9 protein-coding genes and 8 pseudogenes are annotated in these 13,647 nt (G+C 46.6%); 11 read left to right on the forward strand and 6 right to left on the reverse strand.

Annotation, left to right across the window (positions count from 1 at the left end; all coding sequences use genetic code 11):
- Together ACQGXV_RS28560 and ACQGXV_RS28565 are read left to right on the forward strand one after the other, a co-directional pair.
- Positions 1-609, forward strand: a complete 609-nt coding sequence (locus tag ACQGXV_RS28560; RefSeq protein WP_440863921.1) for an IS630 transposase-related protein — start codon at positions 1-3, stop codon at positions 607-609.
- Positions 539-1,417 carry an IS630 family transposase gene (locus tag ACQGXV_RS28565; protein WP_440863923.1) on the forward strand — a complete coding sequence of 293 codons (879 nt, stop codon included), beginning with the start codon at positions 539-541 and terminating at the stop codon, positions 1,415-1,417. The genes ACQGXV_RS28560 and ACQGXV_RS28565 overlap by 71 nt, the downstream gene beginning before the upstream one ends.
- A 15-nt stretch (positions 1,418-1,432) precedes the next feature.
- On the opposite strand, the pseudogene ACQGXV_RS28570 reads toward ACQGXV_RS28565, so the two are convergent.
- A pseudogene (locus tag ACQGXV_RS28570) lies at positions 1,433-1,563 on the reverse strand (helix-turn-helix domain-containing protein); the annotation flags it as partial.
- Between the two features lie 15 nt (positions 1,564-1,578).
- On the reverse strand, positions 1,579-2,553 hold the full coding sequence (locus ACQGXV_RS28575) for an IS30 family transposase (RefSeq protein ID WP_440863925.1): 975 nt from the start codon (positions 2,551-2,553) through the stop codon (positions 1,579-1,581).
- 466 nt (positions 2,554-3,019) lie between these two features.
- Between ACQGXV_RS28575 and ACQGXV_RS28580 the strand changes: the two genes are divergently transcribed.
- From ACQGXV_RS28580 to ACQGXV_RS28615, 8 genes and pseudogenes are all read left to right on the forward strand, one after another.
- Complete coding sequence (locus ACQGXV_RS28580; protein WP_440867661.1) at positions 3,020-4,321, forward strand: MFS family transporter; 1,302 nt, start codon at positions 3,020-3,022, stop codon at positions 4,319-4,321.
- 140 nt (positions 4,322-4,461) lie between these two features.
- A complete protein-coding gene (metA, locus tag ACQGXV_RS28585; RefSeq protein WP_440863927.1) occupies positions 4,462-5,391 on the forward strand; it encodes a homoserine O-succinyltransferase MetA in 930 nt (309 codons plus the stop codon).
- A gap of 259 nt (positions 5,392-5,650) precedes the next feature.
- Positions 5,651-6,016 carry an IS630 transposase-related protein gene (locus ACQGXV_RS28590; protein ID WP_440862584.1) on the forward strand — a complete coding sequence of 122 codons (366 nt, stop codon included), beginning with the start codon at positions 5,651-5,653 and terminating at the stop codon, positions 6,014-6,016.
- Complete coding sequence (locus tag ACQGXV_RS28595; RefSeq protein WP_440867179.1) at positions 5,940-6,473, forward strand: IS630 family transposase; 534 nt, start codon at positions 5,940-5,942, stop codon at positions 6,471-6,473. Before ACQGXV_RS28590 ends, ACQGXV_RS28595 begins: the two co-directional genes overlap by 77 nt.
- A 60-nt stretch (positions 6,474-6,533) precedes the next feature.
- Positions 6,534-7,512, forward strand: a pseudogene (locus ACQGXV_RS28600) (malate synthase); the annotation flags it as partial.
- A gap of 21 nt (positions 7,513-7,533) precedes the next feature.
- Positions 7,534-8,265 (forward strand): annotated as a pseudogene (locus tag ACQGXV_RS28605) (IS30 family transposase); the annotation flags it as partial.
- Between the two features lie 430 nt (positions 8,266-8,695).
- Positions 8,696-9,057: pseudogene (locus ACQGXV_RS28610) on the forward strand (transposase); the annotation flags it as partial.
- A gap of 637 nt (positions 9,058-9,694) precedes the next feature.
- Positions 9,695-10,445: pseudogene (locus tag ACQGXV_RS28615) on the forward strand (IS3 family transposase); the annotation flags it as partial.
- Between the two features lie 4 nt (positions 10,446-10,449).
- On the opposite strand, the pseudogene ACQGXV_RS28620 reads toward ACQGXV_RS28615, so the two are convergent.
- Positions 10,450-11,016 (reverse strand): annotated as a pseudogene (locus ACQGXV_RS28620) (helix-turn-helix domain-containing protein); the annotation flags it as partial.
- Between the two features lie 100 nt (positions 11,017-11,116).
- Between ACQGXV_RS28620 and ACQGXV_RS28625 the strand changes: the two are divergent.
- Positions 11,117-12,175, forward strand: a pseudogene (locus ACQGXV_RS28625) (IS256 family transposase); the annotation flags it as partial.
- A gap of 75 nt (positions 12,176-12,250) precedes the next feature.
- Here the strand turns inward: ACQGXV_RS28625 and ccdB are convergent.
- The 3 genes and pseudogenes from ccdB to mobC all read right to left on the reverse strand — a co-directional run bounded on the left by ccdB (position 12,251) and on the right by mobC (position 13,579).
- Positions 12,251-12,556: a type II toxin-antitoxin system toxin CcdB gene (gene ccdB / locus ACQGXV_RS28630; protein WP_440867662.1), complete on the reverse strand. Its 306-nt coding sequence runs from the start codon at positions 12,554-12,556 to the stop codon at positions 12,251-12,253.
- A 2-nt stretch (positions 12,557-12,558) separates the two neighbouring features.
- The gene (ccdA, locus tag ACQGXV_RS28635; protein ID WP_440863929.1) at positions 12,559-12,777 is read right to left on the reverse strand and encodes a type II toxin-antitoxin system antitoxin CcdA; all 219 of its coding nucleotides are present in this window, start codon (positions 12,775-12,777) and stop codon (positions 12,559-12,561) included.
- A gap of 58 nt (positions 12,778-12,835) precedes the next feature.
- Positions 12,836-13,579: pseudogene (gene mobC / locus ACQGXV_RS28640) on the reverse strand (MobC family replication-relaxation protein).
- Positions 13,580-13,647 lie beyond the last annotated feature (68 nt).

The raw sequence follows: 13,647 nt of genomic DNA on the forward strand, positions 1-13,647 counted from the left end.
ATGAGCTATTCAATTGATTTTAGACGTAAAGTGATATCTACACGGAAAAACGAAGGGTTGAGTATCCGAGAAACAGCGAAGCAATTTCGGATTGGCCCTGCCTCTGTATCGCGTTGGATTAATCAAATAGAGTCAAAAGCATCGACCACGCGTCAGCGAAAGATCGATAAATCCGAGTTGATAAAAGATGTTGAACAATATCCAGATGCTTACCAAAAAGAACGTGCAGAGCGTTTTGGCGTTTGTCAGAAGGCCATTTGGCAAGCGCTTAAAAAGCTGGGATTGACCTATAAAAAAAACTCTATAGCCAACCGACTTAAAAATGATTACATCCTATGCCCTGATATGCGGCAAAGAAGCATAGCTGGCTGTTATCAAAATAATGTCGCTTGGCTATATTTGCCTACATATTCGCCAGATCTTAACCCAATTGAGCATAAATGGGCACAAGCAAAAAGCAAAAAGCAAAAAAAGAGAGATGGGTTGCGATACAGAGAGTTTGTTCTCAGTCCATATGGTGTAATCAAAATTAAGTCGCTTGGCTATACGTCATCCGAAAGCCGACGAAAACGCCCGGCAGGGATTTCAACAAAAAAAACAACAGTATGAAAAAGAAGGTAAACCTATTGTTTTTATTTATGAAAGTGGTTTTTCACACGATGCCCCACGGACTCACGGCTATTCCCCAAAAGGTCAACGGTGTTTTGGCCTGAAGAACTGGGGAGCTAGGGGAAGAACAAATGTTATCGGCGCTTTATTAGGCACAACGCTGTTTGCTATCGGATTATTTGATATCAATATTAACAGCGATGTTTTCTATGCCTGGGTCACACAAGTCCTTATCCCAGTACTCCCTAAAAACAGTGTAATCATGATGGACAATGCCACTTTTCACAAAAAACATAATATTCAACAAGTCATCATCGATGCAGGGTATATGGTGGAGTATTTGCCTACATATTCGCCAGATCTTAACCCAATTGAGCATAAATGGGCACAAGCAAAAAGCAAAAAGCAAAAAAAGAGAGATGGGTTGCGATACAGAGAGTTTGTTCTCAGTCCATATGGTGTAATCAAAATTAAGTCGCTTGGCTATATCGGCGCTTTATTAGGCACAACGCTGTTTGCTATCGGATTATTTGATATCAATATTAACAGCGATGTTTTCTATGCCTGGGTCACACAAGTCCTTATCCCAGTACTCCCTAAAAACAGTGTAATCATGATGGACAATGCCACTTTTCACAAAAAACATAATATTCAACAAGTCATCATCGATGCAGGGTATATGGTGGAGTATTTGCCTACATATTCGCCAGATCTTAACCCAATTGAGCATAAATGGGCACAAGCAAAAAGCAAAAAAAGAGAGATGGGTTGCGATACAGAGAGTTTGTTCTCAGTCCATATGGTGTAATCAAAATTAAGTCGCTTGGCTATAACGGTAAAACGTGTCGCGCGACACGCCCATGATCTTGCAGGCTTTTGATACGTACCAAGTTCTTCGGCGAGATTGAGCAGGCCGGCTTTGTGTTTGATGCCCCATTCCCACTCGAAACGCAACAAAACGGTAGAGGCTTATGCCACCAGTAAGTGCGTTAAAAATACCTCATTGGGGGAACGATAGCCCAGCGATTTTCTGCCCCTTGTATTGAGTATGTGTTCGAGTTCGGCAATCTTACGATGACTGACCTGACTGAAGTCTGTTCCCTTTGGGTAAAAACGTCGTATCAGCCCGTTGGTGTGCTCATTCAAGCCCCTCTCCCAGGAATGATAAGGGCGGGCAAAGTAGACCTGCGCCCCTGTGATTTGAGTAATTTGCTCGTGCAGGGCGAATTCAGGGCCGTTATCAGCTGTTAGGGTCTTAAACTTGCAAAAGGTATTAGCTTCAATGTCCCTGAAAGCAGCAACCACAGTCTCCGCACGCTTATTAGGCAGTTTGCGAATAATGAATTTTTTCAATGCTTTATCTACGATTCTTAACAAGAATGACTTCTGGTCTTTGCCAAAAATAGTGTCAATTTCGAAGTGGCCAGGCTCCTGTTTAAGCTCGGCTTGAGCTGGGCGATACTCAATACCAACACGGTTGGGAATAGGGCCTGATTTGAGGTTTTCGGCATTGTACCTGTAACGTTTTCCCCGATGAGGAAGTTGCTGATATAGCTCCCCGCCAGCCTGTCTCTCCTGCAGGATATAGCGATATAGCGTATTCTTGCTGACAGATATACCGAATTCCAGGTGCAAACGGCCACTGATGATTTCAGGTGAAGAGTGAGTGGAAAGCGCCTGCCTGATGAAGTTCTGAATGTGTGGCTCCAACGGGTAAAAAGCATTGTTTGGCAGAGGCTTATGACGGCGTTCCCGGACCAGAGTGTCCGCCCTTCTACAGCAGTAGACACCATTGAAAGTAGGGTCGGTATTGCGTCTGAGTTCCCTGCTGATGGTCGAGCGAGGCAGAGCAAGCTCTCTGGCGATGGTAGCTTGGTTGACACCTTCACCACGCCGCTTTTCGATGTAGAACCGTTCTTTGTGAGTCAGATGTTTTCCCTGCATGCAACAGGCTCTCCAGTATGGCCAGAACGGTGATTTTATCCTACTCTGGCAAGTGGGTCACTTTGTTGCGTTTCGAGTGGGAATGGGGCGATGATGGGATTGTTAGTATGAAGCATGAGAGTTACCTCGCGTTTTGTTTAAGGATTAGACACCCATATCAAAACCGGTAACTCTCAACCTTTCAAGGTCATGTGTCAGATCAAGTCGCGACTAATACAGCTAATATTCATTTTTCCCGTGATTTTGCGGAAAAAAGGAGCATTCAGACACGCTTTATATCCCGTTTTATTAATGTAATAACCTTTCTCTTACCCTCTGTTTGTGACAACATCGAGAATAACTCGTTTCCGCCACACGTTTTTGCACGTTGTTTTCACTGCGTTTTACCAAATTATAACAATTTACTTGTGCCGTATGCATGAGCATACCGCTGCACGCATTTATAACTCTTATAGGGATTTTTACTATGGCAGATGTAACACCACCGCTTGCGCAGCAACACCTAGACCCCCATGCAACACGCAAGCGGATTTTCGCCATTGTGGGAGCCTCATCCGGTAACCTGGTGGAGTGGTTCGATTTTTATGTCTATTCGTTCTGCGCACTCTATTTTGCCTCTGCGTTTTTCCCCAGTGGTGATACCACGACGCAACTCCTGCAAACCGCTGGCGTATTTGCCGTCGGGTTTCTGATGCGTCCGATCGGTGGTTGGCTGTTTGGCTATATTGCTGATAAGCACGGTCGCCGCACCTCGATGCTTATCTCTGTTTGTATGATGTGCTGTGGCTCATTCGTTATCGCCTGTTTGCCGACTTATAGCGTGATTGGCCATTGGGCACCGGCTTTGTTGCTGCTGGCCCGTTTGTTTCAGGGGCTTTCTGTTGGCGGCGAGTATGGCACCAGCGCAACCTATATGAGTGAAGTCGCCGTTGAGGGTAAGCGCGGTTTCTATGCCTCCTTTCAATATGTCACCTTGATCGGTGGGCAGTTATTGGCGCTGTTGGTGTTGGTTATCCTGCAACAGTGGCTCAGCACTGAAGAACTGAAAGCCTGGGGATGGCGTATTCCCTTTGCATTGGGTGGCCTGCTGGCGATTGTGGCCTTATACCTGCGGCGTTCACTGCATGAAACCTCGAGCACCAGCACGCGTCAGCGTAAAGATGCGGGAACGCTTTCTGGTTTGTGGCATAACCGGCGTGCTTTTATGATTGTGCTGGGTTTTACCGCCGCAGGTTCGTTGAGCTTTTATACCTACACCACCTACATGCAGAAGTACCTGATGAATACGGCGGGTATGGATGCAAAAACCGCAAGCGGTGTGATGACCGCGGCTCTGGTGATATTCATGCTGCTGCAACCGATGTTTGGTGCGTTGTCAGATAAAATCGGGCGGCGCACCATGATGATCATTTTTGGATCGATGGCGGCGTTGTTTACCGTTCCAATTCTTAGCGCCTTGCAAAATGTGACAAGCCCATACGCCGCCTTTGGCATTATCGTGATGGCGTTAATGATCATCAGCTTTTACACCTCGATCAGCGGTGTGCTGAAAGCAGAGATGTTCCCTCCTGAGATACGGGCGCTGGGCGTAGGGCTTTCCTATGCGATAGGCAACGCGCTGTTTGGCGGTTCTGCTGAGTATGTCGCACTGTCGTTGAAATCAGCCGGGGTTGAAACGACGTTCTTCTGGTATGTCTCTGCTATGTGCCTGATGGCAATGTTTGTTTCTCTGCTGTTGCACCGAAAAAGGAAAGAAGTACAGATGTAAACCGCGCTGCACAGTGCGCAGGATGAAGATTATTCAACTTCGGCCTGTGCGCTGTACAAGTATGGGAAAACTGTTTATCTTCATGCATCTGGATGTCTAAACGTATAAACGTATAAACGGTTGCAGTGAGGTGTAGTGCCATGCCAATTCGGATCCCTGATGAGTTACCCGCGGTAAGTTTTTTGCGCAATGAGAATGTGTTCGTCATGACCACTTCTCGTGCCAGTACTCAGGAAATTCGTCCGTTAAAGGTATTGGTATTGAACCTCATGCCAAAGAAGATTGAGACGGAAAATCAGTTCCTGCGTCTACTCTCCAACTCGCCGTTGCAGGTAGATATCCAACTGCTGCGCATCGATAGCCGTGAATCCAAGAACACCCCTACAGAACATCTCAATAACTTCTACTGTAACTTCGAGGATATTGAGAACGAGAACTTCGATGGTCTGATTGTCACGGGTGCGCCGCTGGGGCTGGTCGATTTCTTCGATGTGGTTTACTGGCCACAGATTGCAAAAGTGATCGATTGGGCAAAAGATCATGTAACATCTACGCTGTTTGTCTGTTGGGCGGTACAGGCTGGATTAAATCTGCTGTATGGCATCCCTAAGATGACGCGCAGCAAGAAGCTTTCTGGCGTATATACGCATCACACGGTGCAGCAGCATGCGTTGCTTACCCGTGGTTTTGATGAAACCTTCCTGGCTCCCCATTCGCGCTACGCTGATTTCCCCACAGATATTATTCGTGAGTATGCCGATCTGGATATTCTGGTTGAGTCTGATGAGGCCGGTGCCTATCTGTTTGCCAGCAAAGATAAGCGTCAAGTGTTCGTCACCGGGCACCCTGAATATGATGCGTATACCCTTGCCAGCGAATTCTTTCGTGACCGCGATGCGGGCTTGAATCCGATCGTGCCGTTGAACTACTTCCCTGATGACAATCCAGAGAATGCGCCAAAAGCGAGTTGGCGCAGCCACGGGCATTTGTTGTTTGCTAACTGGCTTAACTACTGTGTTTATCAAATTACGCCGTTCGATCTGCGTCGTATGAATCCAACTCTGGACTAGAACCTCCTGCCGTTTTACTCAGGGTGCCTAATGGTACCCTTTTTTATGTCCTCTTGCTTTTATTGAAAATAATTTCCCTGATTTTTTTATATTTTTATTCATTTAAATCATAAAGATAAATTCTTTTTTATGAAAATGGAAATCGTTTTTTATTTTTTGAGTAATTGGATTACGCTTAATTCTGTTGGTTGAAAATTTCGCCCCTTGATAACCCCTCTCTGTTATAGCTAAACGACTTAATTTTGATTACATTATTTAAATGAGCTATTCAATTGATTTTAGACGTAAAGTGATATCTACACGGAAAAACGAAGGGTTGAGTATCCGAGAAACAGCGAAGCAATTTCGGATTGGCCCTGCCTCTGTATCGCGTTGGATTAATCAAATAGAGTCAAAAGCATCGACCACGCGTCAGCGAAAGATCGATAAATCCGAGTTGATAAAAGATGTTGAACAATATCCAGATGCTTACCAAAAAGAACGTGCAGAGCGTTTTGGCGTTTGTCAGAAGGCCATTTGGCAAGCGCTTAAAAAGCTGGGATTGACCTATAAAAAAAACTCTACGTCATCCGAAAGCCGACGAAAACGCCCGGCAGGGATTTCAACAAAAAAAACAACAGTATGAAAAAGAAGGTAAACCTATTGTTTTTATTGATGAAAGTGGTTTTTCACACGATACCCCACGGACTCACGGCTATTCCCCAAAAGGTCAACGGTGTTTTGGCCTGAAGAACTGGGGAGCTAGGGGAAGAACAAATGTTATCGGCGCTTTATTAGGCACAACGCTGTTTGCTATCGGATTATTTGATATCAATATTAACAGCGATGTTTTCTATGCCTGGGTCACACAAGTCCTTATCCCAGTACTCCCTAAAAACAGTGTAATCATGATGGACAATGCCACTTTTCACAAAAAACATAATATTCAACAAGTCATCATCGATGCAGGGTATATGGTGGAGTATTTGCCTACATATTCGCCAGATCTTAACCCAATTGAGCATAAATGGGCACAAGCAAAAAGCAAAAAAAGAGAGATGGGTTGCGATACAGAGAGTTTGTTCTCAGTCCATATGGTGTAATCAAAATTAAGTCGCTTGGCTATAACAGGTAGCGTGGCACTGAGAAAAGGAACCCGAGAGATGACACAGCGGACAATAAGCAGAGAGTTGGTATTCAGTGAACGTTTTGATGGCAGAGCAGAGTGTTCTGACAGAAGAGGCCACCGATTTTCTGGCAGCGTTGGTCAACCGTTTCTTGTTACCAAGAAATGGGTTGTTGCTGGAAAGACAGCTACAACAGCAGAAGATTGGCGCAGGTGAATTGCCTGATTTTATTTCGGAAACAACTTCCATTCGAAATTCTGACTGGACCATTCGTGGTATCCCTTCGGATTTACAAGATCGCCGAGTCGAGATCACTGCGCCTGTTGAACGGAAGATGATCATCAACGCCCTGAACGCTAACGTGAAAGTGTTTATGGCGGATTTTGAAGATTCGCTGTCTCCTTCATGCGACAAGGTGATCGACGGTCAGCTCAATTTGCGCGATGCGGTGCGGGGCACCATCTCGTACGTCAATGATGAAGGCAAGATCTACCAGCTTAAACCGAATCCTGCCGTGCTGATTTGTCGAGTGCGCGGTTTGCACCTGCCGGAAAAACATGTGACCTGGCAAGGAGAAGCGATTCCCGGTGGGTTGTTCGATTTTGCGCTCTATTTTTACCATAACTATCAAGCCTTGCTGGCAAAGGGCAGCGGTCCCTATTTTTATCTGCCCAAACTGCAATCCTGGCGCGAAGCGGCCTGGTGGAGTGAGGTGTTCAGCTATACCGAAGATCGCTTTAATGTGCCGCGCGGCACCATCAAGGCCACGGTATTGATTGAAACACTGCCAGCGGTGTTCCAGATGGATGAGATTCTGCATGCGCTGCGTGACCACATTGTTGGGCTGAATTGCGGCCGTTGGGATTACATCTTCAGCTATATCAAGACATTGAAAAATCATCCCGATCGCGTATTGCCTGACCGGCAATCCGTCACCATGGATAAGCCGTTCCTCAATGCCTATTCCCGTTTGCTCATTAAAACCTGTCACCGCCGTGGTGCTTTTGCGATGGGAATGGGGCACCAGCTTGAACCGCACATTCAGGACTTTATCATAACGGCGCTGTCTACCCACACCTCACCTGAGGTCATCAGTGGGCGCCTGGTCCTGGAATTTGGCCTGTCCGTCAGCAAGAACTCGCTCTATCGCTATATCCAGCAGGAGCGCCGGGCCGGCGGTGAGCTGTATCAGCAGCTCCCTCATCGGGGTAAACGGTATAACTATCAGACCGATGAGAACAAACGCGGTCCTATTCCCAACCGTGTTGGCATTGAGCAGCGGCCGGCCGTTGCTGACCTCAAGCAGGAACCCGGGCATTTCGAGATTGACACCATCTTTGGCAAAGATCAGAAATCATTCCTGCTGACGGTGGTCGATAAAGCCGTCAAGCTGGTCATCATTCGCAAACTGCCCAACAAGCGAGCAGAGACAGTGGTAGCGGCCTTCAGGGACATCGTTGCCAATACCTTCTGCGAGTTTAAAACCCTGACTGCTGACAACGGTTCTGAATTTTCCCAGCACGGGGAAATTACAAAAGTCACGGGGGCACCGGTCTACTTTGCCCGGCCATATCATTCCTGGGAACGCGGGTTGAATGAGCATACCAACGGGCTGATACGGCGTTTTTACCCGAAGGGAACGGACTTCAATTATGTCACCCATCGCAAGGTTGCAGCACTCGAACACCTGCTCAATACGCGAGGCCGAAAATCGCTGGGTTATCGTTCTCCAAATGAGGTATTTTTAACGCACTTACAGGCGGAATAATGCCCTACCGTTTTGTTGCGTTTCGACTGGGAATGGGGCTGCGCGTTGGCGGTGCTTTCGAAATGGAATGGAAGGTGGTATCAACAGCGCACACTGCTGCACATCACCGGTGGAAATGTGTTTTTCGGGATAACCTCAGAGAGCGATCGCCAACCTGATCTCGTCAGCGGATGGCTACCGAAACTCAAGTCAGAGTTGGTTGACGGCGGTAACGGTGCGTGTAAAGGTAGTTGTCGCCCCAGTTGATTCATACGGCCTGTTTTTCCCGTTCCGGATTTAGCCACACTTCGTCCTGCCGCTCCCAGTTTCTTGTTGGCCCTGACCAACGATGCGGGTTCTGCATTTTTGCTGCCTCATTGTAGTGGCATACTGAATTTGGCCACCTAAGTAGAGGTGATATGCTTACCTCATAATTTTTATAGGTGCCAAAATGAGTAAAATAATTACTGCTGAATTTAAATGTGAAACCGCCAAATTAGTCCTTGACCAAAATTATACCTACCAGGAAGCCGCGAAAGCCATGAACGTCAGTCTTTCAGCGATTAGCCGGTGGGTAAGAGCCCTTCGTTTAGAACGTCAAGGGAAAACATCGCCTGGTCTGCCATTAACACCTGAACAAATTGAGTTCAGAGAAATGAAGAAAAAAATCCACCGACTGGAAATGGAGAATGCCATCTTAAAAAAGGCTACTGCGCTCTTAATGTCCGACTCACTGAAAAATTCTCGGTAGTTGAAAAGCTAAGAGCGCTTTATCCAGTGAAAGCGTTGTGTCGTATTTTTAATGTTCACCGAGGCTTTGTTGAATAATTTAACCGTTTGATTTACATCTTCTTTAGTTAGAATGCATTTACAGAGAATGTATTTTGTTAGAACGACAAATCAAATAGTTAGCACAATAAAAAGCATTCCGAGAGGAAAAATTAGTCGTTGAAAGGCTTTGTTGAATAATTTAAGATACTGATTTATATAAGCATTATAAAATTTCAACGACTAATTTTTCCTCTCGGAATGCTTTTTATTGTGCTAACTATTTGATTTGTCGTTCTAACAAAATACATTCTCTGTAAATGCATTCTAACTAAAGAAGATGTAAATCAAACGGTTAAATTATTCAACAAAGCCTCGTTGAAATTTTATAATGCTTATATAAATCAGTATCTTAAATTATTCAACAAAGCCGTTCACCGAAGCAGTTATCGCTATTGGTGTCGACCTAAGGAGCCAGATATTGAGCGGACGATAAAACGTAGCCTGGTCAGCGAAGCGTGGAACGTTAGTGGCGGGTCTGCGGGCGCAAGGACTATCGCCACGATGGTTATAGCAAAGCGACATTATTTTGATAACAGCCAGCTATGCTTCTTTGCCGCATATCAGGGCATAGGATGTAATCATTTTTAAGTCGGTTGGCTATACCAATACACACGACGTGAAACTTGGGCGGTGGTTAGCGGGTAAGTTGATGAAAGAATTAACCCTCGTTAGTTGCCAAACAAGAAAACATCAATATAGCCAACCGACTTAAAAATGATTACATCCTATGCCCTGATATGCGGCAAAGAAGCATAGCTGGCTGTTATCAAAATAATGTCGCTTGGCTATACAACCGCGGTGGAAATGAACGTATTGATATTCCAAATCTGCTCAATAGGCAGTTCGCTGTTACCAAGCCTGACCAGGTTTGGTGCGGCGATGTAACCTATATTTGGACAGGCGACCGATGGGCGTATCTGGCGGTGGTATTAGATTTATTTGCCCGAAAACCCGTGGGTTGGGCAATGTCGTTTTCGCCAGATTCAGAATTAACAGCCAAAGCACTACAAATGGCTTGGGAACTGCGTGGGCATCCCAAACAAGTCATGTTTCATAGTGACCAAGGAAGCCATTACACCAGTCGTCAGTATAGGCAGGCATTGTGGCGTTATCAGATGACCCAAAGTATGAGTCGCAGAGGAAATTGTTGGGATAATAGTCCGATGGAGCGATTCTTCCGTAGTCTGAAGACTGAATGGGTGCCAACGACTGGCTACCAAAGCTTTAGTACTGCTCAATCATCCATTATTCGCTACATAACCCATTATTATAGCGATGTCAGACCTCACTGGTATAACGGTGGGTTAACACCAAATGAATCAGAACGGCTGTTCCATCAACAGTCAGGTAGGGTGGCCAAATTTAGTTGACCACTACAAACGTCTGCTGGTAGATACGGCCCACCGCTTTCAGATTGCCAACGTAGAAGGTGTCCTGCGACCCGAGATAACCCGGATGAGCCGTCTCGATTTCGCCGCTGGCCTCATCATCATGCGCCTTTTTCTCCAGCGCTGCGATTTGGACATCGGTAAGCACGATGCCTTCTCTGGCAACTTTTTTCTCAAGCGCCTTCAGGCGTTTACGGAAGTTCTCCAGATCGTGCCGTTGCCAGATGGACCGCACGCCGCTGCCGGAGATAAATACGCCTTTTTTACGCAGCTCATTACTGGTCCGGTGCTGCCCGTGGGCCGGGAACTCAACGGCATATTCAACAACCGCGCGTTCAGTGGCTTCGTCGGCGCGGTTCTTCAGGTTGGGAACCCGGCGGTTCTGGTTAACCAGTGCATCGATGCCACCTTCAGCAGCCAGTTCCTGATAACGGTAAAACGTGTCGCGCGACACGCCCATGATCTTGCAGGCTTTTGATACGTTACCAAGTTCTTCGGCGAGATTGAGCAGGCCGGCTTTGTGTTTGATGATGTGATTGTTAGTATGAAGCATGAGAGTTACCTCGCGTTTTGTTTAAGGATTAGACACCCATATCAAAACCGGTGACTCTCAACCTTTCAAGGTCATGTGTCAGATCAAGTCGCGACTAATACAGCATGACCCGGCTGGTAATAATTCAGGCAACTCCCGCAATGGCAAGACATCCAAGAGCGTACGTAGCCAAAATGGGGCGCTCGAGCTCGATATTCCGCGCGACCGCAACAGTACCTTCGAGCCGACACTGATCGGTAAGCACGAAAAGCAGCTTAACGGCTTTGATGACCGCATTATTTCTCTCTATTCCAGAGGGCTATCAACCCGTGATATTCAGGCTCACTTTAAAGAAGTCTACGGGGTCGATGTTTCCGCTGGCTTCATTTCTCAAGTGACCAATGCCGTGATGGATGACGTTAAGCGCTGGCAGCAACGGCCGCTGGATGCGTTTTATCCCATTGTTTACCTTGACTGTATTGTGGTCAAAAGCCAGGACGGCGGAGCCGTGACCAACAAGTCTGTTTACTTGGCTCTAGGCATCAACGGCCAGGGCGAAAAAGAGCTGCTGGGGCTATGGATAGCCAAAACCGAGGGGGCCAAGTTCTGGTTATCTGTAATGACAGAACTGAAAAATCGTGGGCTACAGGACATCTTCATCGCCTGCTGCGATGGCCTGAAGGGCTTTCCTGATGCCATTGAAGCTGTTTACCCGCATACGCGGGTACAGCTCTGCATCGTGCATCAGGTGCGGAACTCGCTGCGCTACGTCGGCTGGAAAGAGCGTAAAGCCGTTGCTGCTGACCTCCGCACTATCTATAGTTCCGCAACGCTAGAGGGCGCTGAAGAGGCCCTGGATGCCTTCGCGGCCAAATGGGATGAGCAGTTCCCGACGATCATCCCATCGTGGAGAAATAATTGGGAACGTCTCATCGTCATTTTTGATTTTCCGCCGGAGATTCGCAAGGTTATCTACACCACCAACGCGATAGAGTCGTTAAATGCTTCATTGCGCAAGATAACGAAAACGCGACGAATATTTCCAACGGATGACTCGGTGCTAAAATTATTCTATCTAGCCTTGCATAATATCTCGGCTAAATGGACCCTACCAATCAGAGACTGGAAACCGGCTATGAGCCAATTCATGTTGATGTATGGAGATCGGATTTCCGGTTAAGCGATGGAGCCATTTACACGAAATTCTTTACAGACTCAGCTAGTGTGGGATTCAATCCCAATGCTTTAATACCCCTCAAATCCCCCAAAACATAAGATTAATAGCATCCTTAATCTTATCGGCATACTCTCCAAGATCCGCGATCTCTTCACCAGTCACCTCAACGGGAACGCTCGATAGTTCAGTGGTCATCAGACGATAATCTTCGCCGTCGACGCGGATCAGTGGGAACAACGTATTATTCACTTTCTCAGACAGGTGATGCGCTTCGATAAGCGGGATAGCCATACGCCGTTTTGGTGTCTCGACAATATCGCTTTGTACATCAACAAACATTGTGTAGTGGCTAGCGCGTTTATATTGATAAACAATAAATTGCATGATCACCAGTTCCTGTTTTCATCCGCAAAAGAGCCATTCTGTGCGATAAATCGGGCGACTTCCTCCATTCCTTCGCGGTTTTCTTTCTTCCACTTCTCTGCCTTGATGCGACGGGCTTCTTTGCCAATGACATCATTCACCAGTCCAGAGATATTGATTCCGGCAGCACTCAGAACCTGATAATTGTCTTTGTCTACGGTAACGCTAACGCGGTGTTTCATAATAGTGCTCCTCTTGTGTGCATGCTTTGAGTATATACTCAGCGTGGTCGTTCAGCAATTAGTCAAAATTTAACGCCAACCGTTTAAGTTCCTCAACCGTACAAACCCGAAAAACATCCCGATGCTTCGCTTCCAGCGGGATACGCTGATGGTTGACGATGGCGTATTTCACGCTATTGAACATCCGCTCAATAGCTCGCTTTATCTGCGGATCGGGCACGATGTAGAAGACGTACATCCAAAGTTTTTGAGTACGCGTTATCAAATGCTGGGTGATAATTGCCTGATAACGGGCCTTGGTTTTCAGATGGCGCTCAGTCTCAACGGCGATAACCGTCCCGTATGGTAACGTTATCACCCCAGCCGGGCGATGATATGCCTGATATCGACTACGGAATGTTGAACAGGTGCCGCTAATCCACCCATAAGCGCCTTTCTTCTCCAGAATGAGTCGTGCTAGCTGATTATCAAGGTGCTGCGCCAGCGTCCAGCCAGTGACTTTAGAGGGCTAAAACCGTGCAGGAAAGCCATCTTCATGGGGTGTGATAACAACGGCTAATCCGTCATTGGTGATCCCCCACAGAGAGATTTTCACCATTCGGGTGTTTATTTCATGCTTTTGGACCAATCCCATGCTAATGGCTTTCGCCAGCAGCAGATAAAGCGGTTTGTGATTTTTAAAATCAAAAAGCAGCATCAGGTTTTTAAAACTACTGTAGGTGTCTTGTTTCAAAAAATTGAGCAGGATCCGGATCTTTTCGTGATTACGCGCCCGTCGTTCACTGTAATCGTAAATAAGCATGCATCCTCCTTCGCATTGTATTGGACTGTTCTCTCCTTCGGCTTTATCGTCTCATTGCATGGGGGAAT

The sequence above is a fragment of the Symbiopectobacterium purcellii genome (assembly GCF_052050035.1).
Lineage (GTDB): Bacteria > Pseudomonadota > Gammaproteobacteria > Enterobacterales > Enterobacteriaceae > Symbiopectobacterium > Symbiopectobacterium purcellii_A.

What these genes read in the sequence shown, in the direction of transcription:
- ACQGXV_RS28575 (WP_440863925.1), bottom strand. Translation starts at nt 2,553, where the DNA reads ATGCAGGGAAAACATCTGACTCACAAAGAACGGTTCTACATCGAAAAG.
- metA (WP_440863927.1), top strand. Translation starts at nt 4,462, where the DNA reads ATGCCAATTCGGATCCCTGATGAGTTACCCGCGGTAAGTTTTTTGCGC.
- ACQGXV_RS28580 (WP_440867661.1), top strand. Translation starts at nt 3,020, where the DNA reads ATGGCAGATGTAACACCACCGCTTGCGCAGCAACACCTAGACCCCCAT.
- ccdB (WP_440867662.1), bottom strand. Translation starts at nt 12,556, where the DNA reads ATGCAATTTATTGTTTATCAATATAAACGCGCTAGCCACTACACAATG.
- ccdA (WP_440863929.1), bottom strand. Translation starts at nt 12,777, where the DNA reads ATGAAACACCGCGTTAGCGTTACCGTAGACAAAGACAATTATCAGGTT.
- ACQGXV_RS28560 (WP_440863921.1), top strand. Translation starts at nt 1, where the DNA reads ATGAGCTATTCAATTGATTTTAGACGTAAAGTGATATCTACACGGAAA.
- ACQGXV_RS28590 (WP_440862584.1), top strand. Translation starts at nt 5,651, where the DNA reads ATGAGCTATTCAATTGATTTTAGACGTAAAGTGATATCTACACGGAAA.